Here is a 17,944-nt window from a genome sequence, read left to right as displayed (position 1 = left end):
ATCAAATAAGTGAAGGTAAAGTGACACAAAACTACAATCTAATTGGCAAAGCAGTTGCCGAAGCCGTAAAGAATGAAAACATAGATAAAGGTCCAAGGTTATTCTGCGACAGGCAGTTTTATGATATGGTATCTAAAAATGCAAGTAGGCAAATCTTAATTCAAATTAGAGATCACATTGGGATATATGAAATTTTATGGCCTATGCCTTATATTATGGAAAAAGGTATTAACAGGTATCAGGAATTACTTGAAATAAGTTTGAATCTTTGGCTATATTTTAATCATGAAGAATATGGTCTTCATTATTTTAAACTATTAGAGTTAATAGTCAAAAGCATCTTTGAGGCGTATAAAACCAATAAAAATGAATATCAAAGGATAATGGATGTAGTAAAGGAAAAATTTCACAACAAGTCTGTAGACATCAAAAAAATTAGGCATATTCTAAGTGCGTACTGCATTTGAGGTGTTTTAGCAAATGCCTTAAAGAAATTAGTTTTCTGTAGCGCATATTGTGAATAAGTTGAAGTTATAAAATCAGCCCGAGAAATTTGATACTTGACTTTTAAAAAAATCGGACTAAAATATAATTATGATAGAGAGAAGGCTTTTAAATGAAATTAGAAGACATCTTCGCAGTAAGGAAATTACTTTTATTATTGGACCGAGGCAGGCAGGAAAGACGACCTTAATGCTACAACTGCAGGATGAACTAAATAAGAAAGGTGAACGAACATTATTTTTTAACCTTGATATTGAAAACGATAAAATCTTTTTTACATCTCAGTCAAAACTACTCAGAAAAATAGAACTGGAAATTGGTAAGAATAAAGGTGTCATCTTTATTGATGAGATTCAGAGGAAGGAAGATGCGGGGCTTTTCTTAAAAGGAATATATGATATGAATACCCCATATAAATTCATAGTCTCTGGTTCAGGGAGTGTCGAATTAAAGGAGAAGATTCATGAATCGTTGGCGGGAAGAAAAAGGATATTTGAGCTTTCTACTTTATCCTTTGAGGAATTTGTCGATTATAAAACTGATTATAAGTATTCTAAAAATCTACCTTCTTTCTACTCGGTTGAATTTGAACGTTTATCTGAGATGCTTGAAGAATACCTGAACTTTGGTGGTTACCCAAGGGTCGTTTTGGAGACTGAACTTAAAGAAAAGAGAAATCTAATAGGTGAGATATTCCAGAGTTATATAGAAAGGGATATTACTTATCTTCTTAAGGTCCATAAACCTGAAGCATTCAGCAACCTTGTTAGGGTACTCGCTGGACAGATAGGAAGAATAGTTAATTACACAGAATTATCTTCTACACTCGGTATTGCAGTTAATACTTTAAAAGAATATCTGTGGTATCTTGAAAAGACTTTTATCATTAGAAAAGTTTCGCCTTTTTTTAGAAATATCCGAAAAGAGATTACAAAATCTCCAGTGTATTACTTTAATGACCTGGGTATGCGAAATTATGCTATAGGAAGTTTTGGTTCAGTTAATGATACCGGATTTTTGTTTCAGAATTTTGTTTATAATTTACTTTATGAGCAGATTAAAAACAGTTCAGCGAAGATTTGTTTTTGGAGGACAAAAGATAAGGCAGAGGTTGATTTTGTAATTGATTCAGGTAGGGATGTTTATCCAATAGAGGTGAAATATAAACGGATGAGTGAGACAGAGATAACCAGGGCATTGAGAAGTTTTATTGAAAAATACCGTCCGGCAAAGGCATTTATTGTTAATTTATCATTAAAGAAGAGTATCAAACTTAACAAAACCATGGTGTATATCATTCCTTTTTACGAAATTATTTTTTATTTCAAAGAATGAGGGTTGATTTTATGAAATATTCTAACAAAAAATGACTTATCTGATTTGTAAAATTTTGCATTGCGGCAAGGGTGAATATATTAATTCACTCCACGGCCGTGCCTTAATTTTTACCGCCCGTCTGAATTAGAATTCCAGACGCCCCAAACTTTATTTCAGATTTTACATATTTTTGTTGTTTAATTACAGAATAAAAAATGAAGAGGACTCTACTACTATATTTTCACTTATTGACATTAAAATTGCAATATGTATAATAGTATCACATATGAGAACTGTTATTTACTATAAGTTGATTGTATTTTCAATCATTTTTATGATACAATGTACAAGTTACAGCCAGAAAAGGCTCAACCTGAAGTCCTATTTTAATAAGCCTGCTCTGACTTTCAGCAAAATAGACTTTGAAACTACACCAAAGAAGGAGGATTATCCGGAATCTGATGCGATATTTCTTCTGCGTGAGGCGAAATATGAAGCGAATAAAATTTTTACTTTTACCGAGCATATTATAATTAAGATTTTCAACGATGCGGGGAAAAAATATGCTAATGTTAGAATACCCTATTGGTCTGACATAGGCGATGTAGTATATCTTGAGGCAAGAACTATTAAGCCCAATGGCGAAGTCATCACACTCAATAAGGATGATGTCTTTGAAGTGTCAGATTTTCCTGATTTTATATTATATGCAGACAGTAAAGCCAAGGTTTTTACTTTCCCCAATGTGGATACAAATTGTATTCTTGAATATATTTATACAATAGCACTGAAATATCCATATGTGCCGATCTGGTTTTTCCAAACAGATGAATTTACTGTTTTTGCTAAATTTTCTTATGAAGTGCCTGCTTATCTTGGTTTTAAATATATTTATTCAAATCTCCCCGGAAAAGAAATTAAAAAGGAAATCAGTGATTACCCGGGGTGGAATCGTGGTTCATTCTCGGTTCGAGAACTGCCTGCGTTGAAAAAGGAAGTTTTCTCACCACCATTAGCTGAAATGTCCTCCTGGATTCTTATGACCTGGAGTTCTTTGCAATTTTTATTTAATGAAATTACCAGCCGAGAAGAATCCTGGGCATTGATAGGACAGGACTACAAGAATTTTGTGAGTAAAACTATAATGCCAGATAAAGAAATTGTTCAGAAAGCGAATGAATTAACAAGTGGATGTAATACGGATGAAGATAAAATAAAAAATATAGTGAATTTTATTCAGAAGAACTTTCGGTATGTAGCAGTCGCTATTGAAGGACACAGAACATTGCCTAATGCTCCTTCAAAGGTGTTGAAAAATCTTTACGGTGATTGCAAAGACCTTTCGGGACTTTTAATTTCGCTATTAAAAGCGGTTAATATAGAAGCATATCCTGTGTTGTTAAGGACAAAAAATAGCGGTAATTTAATAGAAAACTTTCCATCGCGCAATCAGATAAATCATGTTGTTGTTGCCATTCCGCTAAAATATTTTAATGACCGAAAAATATATTTAAAGGCGATTGTTACAGGTGAGAATGAGTATTCATCTGATGACGATTTTGTTATAGTCGACCCCACGGCGAGTAGTATGCCTTTAGGAACAATACCTTCCGCAATTCAGGGGTCAAATGCTTTATTATGTATTGATGAAAATTCTCACCTGGCAAAACTTCCTGAGTCAGAATATCGTGATAATACAATATTAAATAAGGTCTTTTTAGACTCGGATAATAATGGAATCTTTTCAATGCAAATTGCTGGTGAAGAGGCAGCACGCCTGCGCTGGCAAATCAACCGATCATCCAGGGATGAACTGAGAGAGTATTTTAAAAAGTTCATTGATAAAATTCCAATAAAGATTGTACTTGATACTTTTGAAATTGAAAATTTGTATATGTTTGATTCTGCTTTGAAAATTATTATAAAATTCAAAAAATCAGGAGGTACCGGTGTGTATAAGGAACAAATTTTAATTCCAGTAATTTTTTCACCATTAAAATATTTTACTGAACTTTATAATACAAAGAAGAGAGAACATCATATATACCTTGATTTCCCATATTATCAAAGTGATATTTTTAAAACGGTAGTTAGTAAAGAATACAATCTGATGGGTCTACCCGAAAAAACTAACATCAACAATGAATGGTTTGACTATAGTATGTCTTCTTATTATAGTGGCGATACAGTTGTAGTAAATCGAGCAGTTGCTGTTAAATCCCGGATTATTCCAAAGGATGAATTTGAAAAAATAAAGGGCGATATTGATAAGGTGATGGATTCGTATCACAAAGTTATTATTCTATCTAAAAAGAAATAAAGGTTTTTCAGTTAAAATATTTATAAATCAGAAGATGAGATTTTTTTGAAATGTTCTATTAATTCCGGAATTTTTTCGGGTTTGCCGCCACCACCTTCAGCAAGGTGGGGTTTGCCGCCACCACCACCACCAATTATTTTACCTACAGTTTTTATCAAGGTGTGGGCAGGAAATTTTTCTTTTAATTCATCACCCACAAATACGAGATAATTCACCCGATTGTTAACAATATCGTATAATACGCCCAGTTTATCTTTTGCCTTTTCCCTTATAAAATCTGCAACCTGTCGCATACCTTCATTATCAAAACCCTCAAGCCTTTTAACAATATATTTCTGATTTCCTATTTCATCAATAATCTCACGGGCAATTAAACCGGCGAGTCTTACCTGTTGTCTTTTATTTATATTTTCTATGGTTTTCAGGCGGTTCTGAAATTCTTCAAATTTTTCAATAATATTTGCTTCGCTGCCAACAAATTCTGCAATATTTTTTACAATATTACGATAACGGCGCAGTTCCTCAAGGAGATTGAATCCGACAAAACCTTCAATCCTTCTTATACCTGCGGATGCCGATTCCTGGCTTATTATTTTGAATAATCCAATTTCACCGGTATTATCAAGATGAATACCACCACATAGTTCAATAGAAAAATCTTTTATTCTAACTACACGCACATCTCTGCCATATTTCTCGCCAAATAACGCCATTGCTCCAAGTTTCTTTGCCTCGTCAATTGTGGTCCAGAATTTTTCAACCGGTATTGCTTCCATAACCTTTTCATTGACAAGGTCTTCAATCGCCCTTATCTCGTCGTCACTGAGTGGTTTGAAATGCATAAAATCAAATCTAAATCTTCCAGGTTCAACAAAAGAACCTTCCTGTCGTGCATGCTCTCCAAGGATTTTTCTCAAGGCGGCGTGTAATAAATGGGTTGTCGTATGTGCGCGGGCACTTTCTTTACGATGTCTTAAATCGACTCTGGCAACAACCTTATCAGGTTTAAATTTCCCGGTTTCAATCTCACAATGGCAGGTATTCATTCCCTGGAGCCAGTAGGTATCAAGAACTTTAAGTTTGAAATCTTGTCCAATAATCCAACCGGTCTCGCCAACCTGTCCACCTGCCTCAGCATAGAATGGTGATTCAGCAAGGACTATCTCAATATTTTTGCCTGATTCATTGTAACGGAGTATTTCAGTCTCTACCTCATTCTTTTCATAACCAACGAATTTTCCTGTGTCCGCTTTCAAAATCTTCCATTCGCTACCGAGTGTAAATTTTGCCTTTGTTCTTGATTCTTCTTTTGCCTGTTCAAGATTTTTTAAAAATCCATCTTCATCAACATCAATTCCTCTTTCTTTTGCAATCTCTTTCGTCAATTCTATCGGAAATCCGTATGTATCATACAGTTTAAATGCCTCATCTCCAGATATTTTTTTATTTTTCTTTACAATTTCTTCAAATAGTGCCATTCCTTTTTCCAGGGTGGCAAGGAATCTTTCTTCTTCTGATTTAATCACCAGGGTAATTTCTTCTCGATGTTCAACAAGTTCTGGATATGCATTTTTGTACACTTCTACGACGGTCGGAACAATTTTATAAAGGACCGGCTCATTGACCCCCAAATTTAAATTCAATCTTGTTGCCCGTCTTAATATTCTCCGTAAAACATAGCCTCTTTCTTCGTTTGATGGAATTATGCCATCACCAATTGCAAAGACAAGTGCGCGAATATGGTCTGCAATAGTATTTATATTGACATCGGTCTGCGGTTCTTTACCATACTTATGTCCGATTAGTTCAACAATATTTTCAATGATTGGATAAAAAAGATCGGTGTGAAAATTGGAATCCTTTTGTTGAATGATGCTTGCGAGTCGTTCAAGACCCATTCCGGTGTCCACGCCGCGATTTTTCAAGGGTACCCTTTCACCGGAAATCTTCTGGTCGAATTGAGGAAATACAAGATTCCAAACTTCAGAATATCTATCACAATCACACCCCGGAGCACAGGATTTTTTGACACAAGAAAATTTTTCACCGAGGTCATAATAAATTTCAGAACAGGGACCGCAGGGTCCGGAATTACCCGCCGGACCCCAGAAATTTGTATCATCTCCGAGTTTATATATTCTTTCTGATTTTAGTCCTATATCTTCCTTCCAAATTTTATAAGCCTCTTCATCTTGATAATGGACCGAAACATATAAGCGGGATTTGTCAATCTTTAAAACCGAAGTAAGATATTCCCAAGCCCATATTATCGCCTCTTTCTTAAAATAGTCGCCGAATGAGAAATTACCGAGCATTTCAAAAAATGTATGGTGCCTTCTTGTCCTGCCAACATTATCAAGGTCTGATAGTCGCAAACATTTCTGGATACTTGCCGCCCTTTTGTAGGGCAGGGGCACGGAGCCTGTCCACAGGGGTTTAAACTGAACCATCCCGGCACTGGTAAATAATAGGGTTGGATCATCCCTGGGAATCAAAGACATTGAGGGAACGATTGTATGACCTTTATCTTTAAAGAAATTTAAAAAACTTTCACGAATTTCTAAGTTATTCATAATCTTCACCCAGTACCTCGTAAATTTTCTGAAGGGTAAATCCCCTGTATAATAAATATCTTATAATCTTTGCTTTTTGTTTTGAGTCCTTTTTATTAAAATTAGAAAATTTTTTCTCTATGATTTTTTTTATTAAATTCTTCTCATCCCGTTCTTTCAAAATCTCCTTAATATATGCGTCGTCAACTTTTTTCTTTTTTAACTCATTGACTATAAAAATATTTCCCCTTGGTTTTAAGTTCGTATAATCACTCACAAATTCACGGGCAAACTTATGATTGTTTAAAATACCTTCTTCAACTAACTCGTGCACGACTTCTTCTACAATTTCTGGCTCATATCCTAACTTTTTTAACCTGTCTCTCATTTCTGCAATTGAGCGACTGCGATATCTCAAAAGTCTATAAGCACGCTGTTTGATCTTCTGCTTTTCTTCAGCGAGAAGAAGATTTTTGACCTGGTCTTCAGTGATTTCATCACCTTCTTTTATATTATATCTCAATATAATCTCGTTATCCAATCCGAACTTAAATTCGCCGTCAATATAGATTGAAGACCTCTTCTTATTTTTCTTTTGAACTTCTATCTTGCTTATCTTCAACGGGCTTTTTGAATAATTTTTCTCTCAACTCTTTTTCAATTTTTTTGGCAATGTCCTGGTTTGTCTTCAAAAATTCCACAACCGCATCACGACCCTGACCGATTCGTTCATCTTTAAAAGAATACCAGGTTCCTGATTTTTCAATGAGTCCCTGTTCAACACCGATATCAACGAGTTCACCAAGTTTTGATATACCTTCTCCATAAATAATGTCAAATTCAGCCTCTCTGAATGGCGGTGCAAGTTTATTCTTCACAACTTTGACTTTGGTTCTTGAACCAATCACATTTTCACCCTTTTTCAGTGTTGCAATCTTTCTAATATCAAGACGGACTGAAGAATGGAATTTTAATGCCAAACCACCAGGCGTGGTTTCAGGAGAACCATACATAACTCCAATCTTCATTCTTATCTGGTTAATGAATATCGCTACCGTCTTTGATTTGCTTATTACCCCGGTGAGTTTTCTCAAAGCCTGTGACATAAGCCTTGCTACAAGTCCGACCTGCATATCACCCATTTCACCGGCAATCTCTGCCTTGGGAACCAATGCGGCTACTGAATCCACAACAATAATATCAACACCACCTGAACGTGTCAAAATTTCGGCAATCTCAAGTGCCTGCTCTCCGGTATCGGGTTGTGAAATATAGAGATTATCAAGGTCAACACCGATTGCCTGGGCATATTTGGGGTCAAAGGCGTGCTCCGCATCAATGAATATTGCATTACCACCCAATTTCTGTGCCTGGGCAACCGCCTCAAGTGCGAGGGTTGTTTTTCCACCAGCCTCGGGACCGAATATCTCAACCACCCTTCCCCTTGGGTAACCACCAATCCCAAGCGCATAATCAAGTGCCAGCGAACCAGAAGGTATTACACTTACATCCACCTTTGATTCCTCAGCACCGAGTCTCATCACCGAGCCCTTGCCAAACTGCTTTTCAATCTGGCTTATTGCCATTGATAATACCTTTTCCTTTTCATCCTTTGCCATATAGCTCCTTTATTATACTAATATTAATTAAATTTTCCTTGAAGTCAACAGGTGAAACAGTTGACACAGTCCGTGTATTAGATAAAATATAATGATGAAACAGTTGATTGATGAGATAAGAAAGAACGAATACATTGGACAAATTGCTGCCCTGAAAAGAAGGCAGAAAATTTATCTTGTTGGTGGAACGATTCGCGATATATTATTGGGTATTCCTCCAAATGATTTTGATTTTGCAGTATCAGGCTCGGGTATTTACTTCGCCCGTAAAGTAGCAAAGGCAATAAATGGCGCATTTGTTCTGCTAAGTGAAGAAGATGATGAGGCACGGGTAGTAAAGGATAATAAAATTTATGATTTTATAGGCTATAAGGAGAATATAAGTACGGATTTACAAAGGCGTGATTTTACAATAAATGCAATGGCGGTGGATTTGGACACGTTTGAATTTATTGATTTGCATAATGGATTAGGTGACCTTAAAAAGAGGCTAATTCGCCTAACTTCAGAAAATTCACTTAAGGATGACCCATTAAGGGTATTAAGGGGATTTAGATTTGCTCTTGAATTGGATTTTAAAATTGACAAAGAATTTTTTAAATATGCAAAACAGGTCAGTTTAAAGAATATTGCCGGAGAAAGAATTGGTTACGAATTTATGCGCATAGTTTCGGCGGGTAATTCTTATAAAATGATTTTAAAAATGAATGACCTTGGACTATTTCAACAAATCTTCCCTGAGGCAAAAAAGATAATTGAGGATGGATTTCTCTGGGGGCATTCCTTAAGCACTTACCAGGCTCTTGAAATTTTGATGCAAAAAGGTTTTTTTAAAAAACTTGAGCCAGAATTTTCACAATATTTTTCTCTTGAAAAGAGAAAAGCCCTTTTAAAAATCGCTGGATTATTCCATGATGTTGCCAAACCTGATACATTTTTGATTAAGGAAGGGGATGTTCATTTTTATGGACATGATACAAAGGGTGCAAAGGTTGTTGAAATAATTGGATATAAAAGATTGAAACTCTCTCGCAACGATGTTCAGGTGATTAAAAAACTTGTAAAAGAACATATGCGACCCCATCTTCTTGCAACAAACGAAGAACTTACTGACCGTGCAATAAGGAGATTCTTTAGAGATCTCGGCGAAGATTTTTTCGGTGCAATGATGCTCGCCTGGGCAGATGGATATGCAACGGGTGGCAGAACAAGACACTTAGAACAGACATTCTTAAAGATGATAGAATTAAAAAGGGCTGATGATGCAAAGCCGAAGATTGAAAGATTGGTGAATGGTTATGATCTGATTGCACTCGGCTTAAAACCAGGACCAGTTTTTAAAATCATCCTTCAAGAACTTTTTGACCTTCAACTTGAAGGTAAAATTAAAACAAAAGAAGAAGGATTAAAATTAGCAAAGGAGATTTATGAGAAAAACAAAGATTATGAAACCAATAAAAATAACAAAACCAACACCGATTGAAGCACTGAAAGGTCTCTGCAAGCCAAAACTTTTTTTAAAAAGGGACGACTTAAATGGGTTGTTGGTTTCAGGAAATAAAATCCGAAAACTTGAATATTTTATTGCCGATGCAAAAAATAAAAAATGTGATACGATAATCACCTGTGGTGCAGTGCAATCCAACCACTGCAGGACCGCAATTGCAATCTGTAAAACTTTTGGATATGACTGCCATTTATTTTTGAGAACAAACAATAAACCTGAATACACCGGCAATTTGTTATTAGATACCTTGCTTGGTGCCAAAATAAAATTCATCACACCAGAGGAATATAAAAATAGAGACGAAATTATGAAAGAATATGCAAAAAAGTTGAAAGGAAAAAAAACATACATAATCCCCGAAGGTGGTTCAAATGAGATTGGTGCACTTGGTTATATTGATTGTATGAAAGAGATGGTAGATTTTATTAAAAAAGAGAAAATTGATGCAGTTTATTGTGCCGTGGGCTCAGGTGGAACATATGCTGGTCTATTATTAGGCAAAAAATTAATGAAGATCAATATAGATTTAAATGGTGTAATAATCTGTGATACAGTTGAATACTTTACAAATAAGATAATGGATATATGTGAAAAAGCGGTTGATAGATTTAATTTGAAGATAAAAATACAAGCGCAGGATATCACTCTTATTGATGGATTTGTGGGCGAAGGATACGGAATTCCCTATCCCGAAGAGATTGAGACTATAAAAATGCTTGCCAAAAAAGGGATAATACTTGAACCAGTCTATACCGGGAAGGCATTCTATGGAATGCTAAAGGATTTAGAAAAGAGAAAATACAAAAAAGTGATATTCATTCACACCGGTGGAATCTTTAGTATATTTGCATATAACGAAGTTCTTAAATAATAAGATTTAAAATAATCGTCATGTATATTAGCGTTTAAATGGTCGCCATCTCCAGGGGGCGCCGATTGTGAAGCAAAGGCCTAAAATAAATCCTAAATTATATGGCCAGCCTGTGTTGTTTACTTCGTAGATGCCGACTTCCTTTGTAAAAAGACTGATGACAAAGGTTATAATTAAAATCATACCATGCCACAAACCTGCCCAGAATCCTGCCTTTTTTCCGGGGTTGATATTCTGATTCCATCGTTCATTGCCGGGGGCACAATTTGTGAAGAATATTGCACAGAGCAATATCAAGATAAAACTTATTTTAGCGGTTTTGATAAACATTTTATCTCCTCTGGTTCTTTATTTTATCTGATAAAAAAATAAAGTCAAGCCTTGACTTATGTGAATTTTTGATTAAAATATATATGTAGAAAGAGATTTGAAATTGTTTAAAAAGGAGTGAGATATGTCAGGACATTCTAAGTGGGCAAAAATTAAGAGAAAAAAAGCCGGTGCAGACGCTGCCCGGGGTAGATTATTTACCAAATTGATAAGGGAAATTACGATTGCCGCACGCCATGGTGGTGGAGATCCGAATGCAAATCCAAGATTGCGCACGGCAATTGATGAGGCAAGGGCAGCAAATATGCCAAATGAAAATATTGAGCGGGCGATTAAAAGGGGTACCGGACAATTGAATGATGGACAGGCACTTGAAGAAGTGGTCTATGAGGGCTATGGTCCAAATGGCGTTGCATTGCTGATTGAGGCGGTTACCGATAATCGTAATCGGACAACGAGCGAGATAAAACATATCCTTTCCCGTCATAATGGCAGTTTAGGAACACAGGGTTCGGTTGCCTGGCAATTCCAGACCCGAGGCATAATAACCGTTGATGCTAAGAAATATGATGAAGACACCGTTCTCAGCCTTGCACTTGATGGTGGTGCACTTGATGTGAAGAACGAAGATGATAATTACCAGATAATAACCACGCCCGAGACATTTCATAAGATTAAAGAAATATTTAAGAACAATAATATTGAAATTTTAAGCAGTGAAATAACAAAGATTCCGCAGAATACTATCCCGCTGAACGAAAAAGATGCGGAAAAGGTATTAAAACTCTTTGAGGCACTTGATGAACTCGACGACGTTCAGCATGTTTACGGCAATTTTGATATTTCTGACGAGGTAATGGAAAAAATATCAAGCCAGAATTAACTATCTTTAAATTTTCCTTTGATAACAGGGTAAACTGCGGAACTTTTTGAAATGAAAATAATGGGACTTGACCCCGGAGTTTCAGCGACCGGTTACGGAATTATTGTTGATGGCAAAAGGGCAATATTTGGCACGATAAGACCCAAAGATAAGAATTATTTAAAAAAGATTTCATTCATCTGCAACGAAGTAAAATCAATCATTAAAGATTATAAACCTGAGGTAGTCTCTTTAGAAAAGGCATTTTTTCAGAAGAATGTCGCAAGCCTTATAAAAATTTCTGAATTGAGGGGTGCGATTCTTTATTTGTTATTGCAGAATAATATAAAATTTGTTGAATATACCCCTGCTCAGATAAAACTTACCACAACCGGGAATGGAAGGGCATCCAAAAAACAGGTAAGATTTATAATGGAAAGGATGATACTAAAAAATAAGACACGTATCTCAAATCATGCGATAGACGCCCTTGCAATTGCTTATACCGCAATGAGGAAACTTAAATGCCATTTATAGATATAAAATTTCAGCGTCTGCAGGATTAAAATGATTGGTAGGCTCTGCGGTAAAATAATTGAAAAGAATCCTCCATTTTTAATACTTGATGTCTCCGGAATTGGTTTTTTAATACAATTGCCTTTGAATGCATTTAAAACTTTAGAGCCAGATCAAGAATTAGTATTATACACAAAATCTTTGATAAAAGAAGAAGAGATGCTCTTGTTTGGTTTTCTTGATAAAAAGGAACTTGAAATATTTGAAGCATTGACTTCGGTCCCGGGCCTTGGACCAAAATCGGCATTGACTTTATTATCAAATTTTACACCTGAGGAAATTACCAGGGCAATTGAAGAAGAAAATCTTGAACTGCTTTCTTCGGTTCCTCGTATCGGCAAGAAACTTGCAAGTAAAATAATCCTTGAGATGAAAGGAAAGTTGAATTTTGTTAAGGAAACAGGCACATTTGAGCAGGCAATTAATGCCTTATGTGCATTGGGATTGAACAGGAATGAGGCGCTGGCAAGATTAAAGGGATTACCAAATAACCTGACGGTTGAAGAAATGATAAAACTGGCATTGAGGGGTAAATGAAAGAAAGGACCCAGTCCGGTATAAAGTTTGAAGGCGAAGAAATATATGAATTGACTCTCAGACCAAAGAAGGTTGAAGAATTTGTTGGACAGAAGAATGTTGTTGAAAATTTAAAGGTTTTTATCCAGGCAGCAAAGAAGAGAAAAGAACCATTAGAGCATATTCTATTGTTTGGTCCGCCCGGGTTGGGTAAAACAACACTTGCCCATATCATTGCCCATGAGATGGATGTCAATATTTATCCAACATCAGGACCGATACTGGAAAGGCCTTTTGACCTTGCAGGGATATTGAGTAATTTAAAGTACGGAGATATAATATTCATTGATGAGATACACAGGATAAATAAAGTCGTTGAAGAATATCTCTATCCTGCGCTTGAGGATTTCCACCTTGATATAATGCAAGATAAAGGAATGGGTGCCCAGAGTCTGAGACTGAAGCTTGAAAAATTTACTTTGATTGGTGCCACAACGCGCTCCGGACTTCTTACTTCTCCATTACGCTCAAGATTTGGAATAAATTTCCGACTTGATTATTATCCACCGGAAGACCTTGAACAAATCATAAAGCGTTCGGCAAAAATCCTGAAAATAAAGATTTCCAAAGAGGCAGGTATGGAGATCGCCCGCAGGTCAAGGGGGACACCAAGGGTGGCGAATAGATTGTTGCGAAGGGTGCGTGATTTTGCCCAGGTCCAGAATAAAGAGATCATTGATATGGAAATCTGCGAATATGCGTTAAAAAAACTTGATGTGGATAAAAGGGGTCTTGATGAGATGGACAAAAAAATCATTTTAACAATCATTGAAAAATTCCAGGGCGGTCCGGTGGGCATCAATAGCCTTGCCGTGGCAGTGGGTGAAGATGCCCAGACCATAGAGGAGGTCTTTGAACCATTTCTAATAATGGAGGGGTTTATTAAAAGGACGCCGAGGGGAAGGTTGGTAACCCCCCTTGCCTATGAGCACCTGAATATAAAATTAGACCACGGACCACTATTTAGATAAATCTCCTGATTGACACAATCAAAAACTTTGTTATAATAATTTGTGAAATTTGTAGATGAGGCAACGATATTTGTTGAAGGTGGTGCAGGTGGGAATGGTTGTGTATCATTTAGAAGGGAAAAATATGTTCCCAGGGGCGGCCCTGATGGCGGAGACGGTGGAGATGGTGGTTCGGTATTTCTTATTGGCGAAAAAAGATTGCAAACATTATATGATTTAAAATTGAGACCACATTATAAAGCAGGAAGGGGTATGCATGGTAAGGGTAAAGGTATGGATGGGAAGTCAGGAGAAGATAAATTCGTTCCTGTGCCACTGGGGGTTGAAGTTTATAAAGACGGAAAATTTATGGGTGAAATACTTGAACATAAGCAGACCCTGCTCGTGGCAAAAGGTGGAAAGGGTGGCAGGGGTAATCGCCATTTTGTTACATCCGCAAATCAGGCACCGAGAATTGCTGAAGAAGGTAAACCGGGAGAAAAATGTAAACTAAAGATAGTTTTGAAACTCATTTCTCAGATTGGAATTGTGGGTTTCCCCAATGCCGGTAAATCTACTTTACTAAAAGCGATGACCAATGCCCGTCCTGAAATAGCAGACTACCCATTTACCACCCTCGCTCCCAATCTGGGTGTGCTCAAGGATAATTTGAAAAATATTGTGATTGCTGATATGCCCGGGATTATTGAGGGTGCGCACGCTGGAAAAGGATTGGGGTTAAGATTTTTGCGCCATATTGAGAGAACGAAAATATTGATATTGTTGATAGATATCTCTTCTGATAAACCTATGAACCAGTATCATACCCTATTGAATGAATTTAAAAAGTATGACCCCAAAATTCTGAAAAAACCAAGGATTGTAGTATTCAATAAGATTGACCTTTCGCAGAAAATACCCGAGTTTAATCTGAAAGAAAGAACTTTTTATATATCCGCATTGAAGAACATTGGTATTGATGAGTTATCCGAGGCACTCAAGAATGAAGATCTCTATAAAAACTGACAAAGAGACTCTAATAAAAATACTTAAAGAAGGTGACATCAATAAAAAATTGAAGATATTTAATAAACTTGATGACCTTTCTGAAGCAGATAAAATAAAAATTTTATTGAAGATACTTGAAGATAATTCCTGGTATCTGCGTGAGCAGGCAACACAGGAACTCGCTAAATTTGGTAGTAGACTTGTGCCAAGATTAAAAAAATTGTGTAATAAAGGCTTCTGGTATACCCGTGCTGCAGCCTGCAGAACTCTTGGTGAGATCGGTGATTTGGAAGGGTTATCTACAATTATAACACTCTTGTTAAATGATACAAATCCAACTGTAATTAAAGAAATAAAATTGGCAATAAAGAAAATGTCAGAAAAAAATGGAGATAATTTTTTTGTGAAACTTAAAGAGTTAAAAGATTCATCAGGGCTCAAGAAGGACATTCATAATATCCTTATTGAATGTCTGCCTGAATTTAAAGACCAACTTAAAGAAATCTTTGAAAACTGATTATGGCAGAAGTAATGCAAGAACAGGCTAAGGATTTCGTGCTTCTGTGCTCTATTGAGAAGTTAACCGAGACCAGACTTTATACCCTTTTAGAAAGATTTAAGAATCCGGAATCAATATTGAATGCCCCTTTTCAAGATTTAAGTGAAATTGTTGGTGATGAAATTGCCCGACGGATTTCAACGCTTAAGGTAGATGATGATATAAAAAGAAAATGGGAGATAATGGAAAGACTTGGAATTAAAGTTGTTCCTTACTATACAGACGAATATCCCCAGTGGTTAAAAGATATACCACACTTTCCGCCGGTTTTGTTTATGCGTGGTATGATAAAGCCGGAGGATGAAGTTGCCATTGCAATCGTTGGCACAAGAGGGGCAACGGTTTACGGTAAGGCAATCGCCGAAGAATTTTCGGGTGAATTTGCCCGTGCGGGTGTTTGCGTCGTCAGTGGAATGGCAAGGGGTATTGATACATCCGCGCACTGGGGTTCATTAAAGAATAATGGAAGGACAATCGCTGTCCTGGGGTGTGGTGTTGATATTGTTTATCCACCAGAAAATAAAAATCTTTTAAACGAAATAATAAAAAACGGCGCGGTGATATCAGAATTCAATATCCAGACCAAACCCCTTGCCCAGAATTTTCCAAAACGGAATAGAATAATATCCGGACTTTCTCGGGCAATCGTTGCCATAGAAGCAAAAGAAAAATCCGGAGTAATGAACACCGTTGAATGGGCTTTACAGCAGAACAAAGAAGTATATGCAATTCCTGGTAATATTTATTCAAAAACATCTGCGGGCACAAACCGTTTGATAAAAGAAGGTGCAATTCCAGTTACATCAGCCGGTGAGGTCCTTGATTACCTCGGTATAAAATTCACAAAAAAAGAAAGAGAGATTAAAGAAGTGATATTAAACAATGAGTTAGAAAAGAAAATCTGGGAGGGACTATCACTTGAACCTGTGTATCTGGATCAATTAAAAGAAAAGATTGATATGCCCACTTCTGAAATATTAAAAGCATTACTTGAACTTGAAATAAGGGGATTCGTCAAACAACTGCCCGGAATGATGTTTGTAAAGAATTTTGAATAGGAGGAGATATGAATATTATATTTTTGTTTATTTTTACCTTTGATTCAATGGGTACATTTTCTATTGTAGGTTTTGATCCGCTGACCGAAGAGTATGGAATTGCGGTCGCCTCAAAGGTTTTTGATGTAGGGTATATCGTTCCCTGGATAAGGACAGGAGTCGGTGGAGTGGCAACCCAGGCACTTGCAAATCCATTTCTTGGACCAATGATACTTGAGTCAATAGAAAATGGAAATTCTGCAGAAGAGGCACTACAAATGTGCCTGGAAAAGGATAGTTTAAAAGAAGACCGACAGGTCGGTGTAGTTGATTTTACAGGCAGGTCTGCAGCATTTACCGGTAAAAATACATTATCCTGGGCAGGACATAAGACTGCCCCTTATGTTTCAGTCCAGGGGAATATTCTAACCGGACCTGAAGTCGTAGATACAATGCTCAGTGTATTTTTGAATTCTAAAGGACCACTCGGAGAAAGACTGCTTATGGCACTTGAGGCTGGTGAAATTGCGGGTGGCGACAGAAGAGGAAAACAGTCGGCAAGTTTGATTGTATTTAGAAGACGGGGCGGTTATCAGGGTGTTGATGACCGACTAATTGATTTAAAGGTTGTGGATAATGAAGAACCGGTAAAAGAACTACGCAGGCAATACGAATCCTGGCAGTATTATTTTCTTGCGCCGGCATATTTGCGCCTTGCTGAAGAAGAAGGTGATAAATCTGAAATCTTTTTTGAACGCACATTTAATCTTCTTGAAAATGCTTTACAGAGCGACATTACTGACCCTAACATATTCAACAATCTTGCCTGGGAATTTGCCCTGAGAAAGAAATATCCAGAAAAAGCCCTGCTTGCAGCAAAAAGGGCGAATCAACTTGCCCCGGATGATGAGAATATAATGGATACCCTTGCTGAGGCTTATTATGCATTGGGAGATTATAAACAGGCAGTTTACTGGGAGAAAAAAGCACTGGAGAAAGACCCTAAAAATTCATTCTTTAAGGCACAACTTGAAAAATTTAAAAAGGCACTAAAAAAATAATACAGTCAATCATAAAATCAACATAAAATAGATTTTGGCAGTTATACAATATTTTTACCCATTGATATTTTGTTTATTTTGGATATAATCTTTCTGTGATTACGGAAGATTCGCGGATTGAAGACATATTAAGAGATGCGCCAGAGAAGACAAAAATTTTTATTGAATTTGGTGTTCCCTGTCTTGTTTGCGGTGAACCTTTCTGGGGAACGGTTAAAGAATTGTGTGAGAGGTATCAGGTGGATGTGAATATTTTATTGAAGAGACTAAATGAAAATATCAAAGGAGCATAAAA

The 17,944-nt window shown here is 36.5% G+C and carries 18 protein-coding genes; 14 read left to right on the top strand and 4 right to left on the bottom strand.

Features of this window, described 5'->3' with window-relative positions; all coding sequences use genetic code 11:
- The 3 genes from ABIL69_09650 to ABIL69_09640 all read left to right on the top strand — a co-directional run.
- Positions 1–467 (top strand): hypothetical protein (locus ABIL69_09650; protein ID MEO0124248.1); only part of this gene is annotated, 467 nt, incomplete at its 5' end.
- A 127-nt stretch (positions 468–594) separates the two neighbouring features.
- A complete protein-coding gene (locus ABIL69_09645; protein MEO0124247.1) occupies positions 595–1,839 on the top strand; it encodes an ATP-binding protein in 1,245 nt (414 codons plus the stop codon).
- A gap of 268 nt (positions 1,840–2,107) precedes the next feature.
- Positions 2,108–4,141 carry a DUF3857 and transglutaminase domain-containing protein gene (locus ABIL69_09640; protein ID MEO0124246.1) on the top strand — a complete coding sequence of 678 codons (2,034 nt, stop codon included), beginning with the start codon at positions 2,108–2,110 and terminating at the stop codon, positions 4,139–4,141.
- Between the two features lie 20 nt (positions 4,142–4,161).
- Here the strand turns inward: ABIL69_09640 and alaS are convergent, their stop codons facing one another.
- The 3 genes from alaS to recA are packed head-to-tail and all read right to left on the bottom strand — an operon-like array spanning position 4,162 to position 8,312.
- Positions 4,162–6,714, bottom strand: coding sequence for an alanine--tRNA ligase (gene alaS / locus ABIL69_09635; GenBank protein MEO0124245.1), 2,553 nt, complete (start codon positions 6,712–6,714; stop codon positions 4,162–4,164).
- Positions 6,707–7,315 carry a RecX family transcriptional regulator gene (locus ABIL69_09630; protein ID MEO0124244.1) on the bottom strand — a complete coding sequence of 203 codons (609 nt, stop codon included), beginning with the start codon at positions 7,313–7,315 and terminating at the stop codon, positions 6,707–6,709. Before ABIL69_09630 ends, alaS begins: the two co-directional genes overlap by 8 nt.
- Positions 7,278–8,312 carry a recombinase RecA gene (gene recA / locus ABIL69_09625; protein MEO0124243.1) on the bottom strand — a complete coding sequence of 345 codons (1,035 nt, stop codon included), beginning with the start codon at positions 8,310–8,312 and terminating at the stop codon, positions 7,278–7,280. Before recA ends, ABIL69_09630 begins: the two co-directional genes overlap by 38 nt.
- A 94-nt stretch (positions 8,313–8,406) precedes the next feature.
- On the opposite strand from recA, the gene ABIL69_09620 reads away from it, so the two are divergent.
- A complete protein-coding gene (locus ABIL69_09620) occupies positions 8,407–9,795 on the top strand; it encodes an HD domain-containing protein (protein ID MEO0124242.1) in 1,389 nt (462 codons plus the stop codon).
- The gene (locus tag ABIL69_09615) at positions 9,740–10,690 is read left to right on the top strand and encodes a D-cysteine desulfhydrase family protein (protein MEO0124241.1); all 951 of its coding nucleotides are present in this window, start codon (positions 9,740–9,742) and stop codon (positions 10,688–10,690) included. Before ABIL69_09620 ends, ABIL69_09615 begins: the two co-directional genes overlap by 56 nt.
- 27 nt (positions 10,691–10,717) lie before the next feature.
- Here ABIL69_09615 and ABIL69_09610 read toward each other — a convergent pair whose 3' ends face one another.
- Positions 10,718–11,020, bottom strand: a complete 303-nt coding sequence (locus tag ABIL69_09610) for a hypothetical protein (GenBank protein ID MEO0124240.1) — start codon at positions 11,018–11,020, stop codon at positions 10,718–10,720.
- 124 nt (positions 11,021–11,144) lie between these two features.
- Here ABIL69_09610 and ABIL69_09605 point away from each other — a divergent pair, with 124 nt between their 5' ends.
- The 9 genes from ABIL69_09605 (at position 11,145) to ABIL69_09565 (ending at position 17,942) form a co-directional block, all read left to right on the top strand.
- Positions 11,145–11,903, top strand: coding sequence for a YebC/PmpR family DNA-binding transcriptional regulator (locus ABIL69_09605; GenBank protein MEO0124239.1), 759 nt, complete (start codon positions 11,145–11,147; stop codon positions 11,901–11,903).
- Positions 11,904–11,954: 51 nt separating this feature from the next.
- Complete coding sequence (gene ruvC, locus ABIL69_09600) at positions 11,955–12,419, top strand: crossover junction endodeoxyribonuclease RuvC (GenBank protein ID MEO0124238.1); 465 nt, start codon at positions 11,955–11,957, stop codon at positions 12,417–12,419.
- A gap of 30 nt (positions 12,420–12,449) precedes the next feature.
- Positions 12,450–12,995 carry a Holliday junction branch migration protein RuvA gene (gene ruvA, locus ABIL69_09595; protein ID MEO0124237.1) on the top strand — a complete coding sequence of 182 codons (546 nt, stop codon included), beginning with the start codon at positions 12,450–12,452 and terminating at the stop codon, positions 12,993–12,995.
- Positions 12,992–14,005 carry a Holliday junction branch migration DNA helicase RuvB gene (ruvB, locus tag ABIL69_09590; GenBank protein MEO0124236.1) on the top strand — a complete coding sequence of 338 codons (1,014 nt, stop codon included), beginning with the start codon at positions 12,992–12,994 and terminating at the stop codon, positions 14,003–14,005. The genes ruvA and ruvB overlap by 4 nt, the downstream gene beginning before the upstream one ends.
- Positions 14,006–14,047: 42 nt before the next feature.
- Positions 14,048–15,010, top strand: coding sequence for a GTPase ObgE (obgE, locus tag ABIL69_09585; GenBank protein ID MEO0124235.1), 963 nt, complete (start codon positions 14,048–14,050; stop codon positions 15,008–15,010).
- The gene (locus ABIL69_09580) at positions 14,988–15,509 is read left to right on the top strand and encodes a HEAT repeat domain-containing protein (GenBank protein ID MEO0124234.1); all 522 of its coding nucleotides are present in this window, start codon (positions 14,988–14,990) and stop codon (positions 15,507–15,509) included. The genes obgE and ABIL69_09580 overlap by 23 nt, the downstream gene beginning before the upstream one ends.
- A 2-nt stretch (positions 15,510–15,511) precedes the next feature.
- Positions 15,512–16,609: a DNA-processing protein DprA gene (gene dprA / locus ABIL69_09575; GenBank protein ID MEO0124233.1), complete on the top strand. Its 1,098-nt coding sequence runs from the start codon at positions 15,512–15,514 to the stop codon at positions 16,607–16,609.
- 8 nt (positions 16,610–16,617) lie between these two features.
- Positions 16,618–17,649, top strand: a complete 1,032-nt coding sequence (locus tag ABIL69_09570; GenBank protein MEO0124232.1) for a DUF1028 domain-containing protein — start codon at positions 16,618–16,620, stop codon at positions 17,647–17,649.
- A gap of 95 nt (positions 17,650–17,744) precedes the next feature.
- A complete protein-coding gene (locus tag ABIL69_09565) occupies positions 17,745–17,942 on the top strand; it encodes a disulfide oxidoreductase (protein ID MEO0124231.1) in 198 nt (65 codons plus the stop codon).
- Positions 17,943–17,944 lie beyond the last annotated feature (2 nt).

Source organism: candidate division WOR-3 bacterium, from assembly GCA_039802005.1.
In the GTDB taxonomy this organism is placed as follows: domain Bacteria; phylum Hydrothermota; class Tepidihabitantia; order SM23-42; family JAOAFX01; genus JAOAFX01.
This window is presented reverse-complemented; position numbering and strand designations above follow the sequence as displayed.

Excerpts from the sequence above, each read along its gene's own strand:
- ABIL69_09645 (MEO0124247.1), top strand. The coding sequence starts at position 595 with ATGATAGAGAGAAGGCTTTTAAATGAAATTAGAAGACATCTTCGCAGT.
- ABIL69_09640 (MEO0124246.1), top strand. The coding sequence starts at position 2,108 with ATGAGAACTGTTATTTACTATAAGTTGATTGTATTTTCAATCATTTTT.
- alaS (MEO0124245.1), bottom strand. The coding sequence starts at position 6,714 with ATGAATAACTTAGAAATTCGTGAAAGTTTTTTAAATTTCTTTAAAGAT.
- recA (MEO0124243.1), bottom strand. The coding sequence starts at position 8,312 with ATGGCAAAGGATGAAAAGGAAAAGGTATTATCAATGGCAATAAGCCAG.
- ABIL69_09620 (MEO0124242.1), top strand. The coding sequence starts at position 8,407 with ATGAAACAGTTGATTGATGAGATAAGAAAGAACGAATACATTGGACAA.
- ABIL69_09615 (MEO0124241.1), top strand. The coding sequence starts at position 9,740 with ATGAGAAAAACAAAGATTATGAAACCAATAAAAATAACAAAACCAACA.
- ABIL69_09610 (MEO0124240.1), bottom strand. The coding sequence starts at position 11,020 with ATGTTTATCAAAACCGCTAAAATAAGTTTTATCTTGATATTGCTCTGT.
- ABIL69_09605 (MEO0124239.1), top strand. The coding sequence starts at position 11,145 with ATGTCAGGACATTCTAAGTGGGCAAAAATTAAGAGAAAAAAAGCCGGT.
- ruvC (MEO0124238.1), top strand. The coding sequence starts at position 11,955 with ATGAAAATAATGGGACTTGACCCCGGAGTTTCAGCGACCGGTTACGGA.
- ruvA (MEO0124237.1), top strand. The coding sequence starts at position 12,450 with ATGATTGGTAGGCTCTGCGGTAAAATAATTGAAAAGAATCCTCCATTT.
- ruvB (MEO0124236.1), top strand. The coding sequence starts at position 12,992 with ATGAAAGAAAGGACCCAGTCCGGTATAAAGTTTGAAGGCGAAGAAATA.
- ABIL69_09580 (MEO0124234.1), top strand. The coding sequence starts at position 14,988 with ATGAAGATCTCTATAAAAACTGACAAAGAGACTCTAATAAAAATACTT.
- dprA (MEO0124233.1), top strand. The coding sequence starts at position 15,512 with ATGGCAGAAGTAATGCAAGAACAGGCTAAGGATTTCGTGCTTCTGTGC.
- ABIL69_09570 (MEO0124232.1), top strand. The coding sequence starts at position 16,618 with ATGAATATTATATTTTTGTTTATTTTTACCTTTGATTCAATGGGTACA.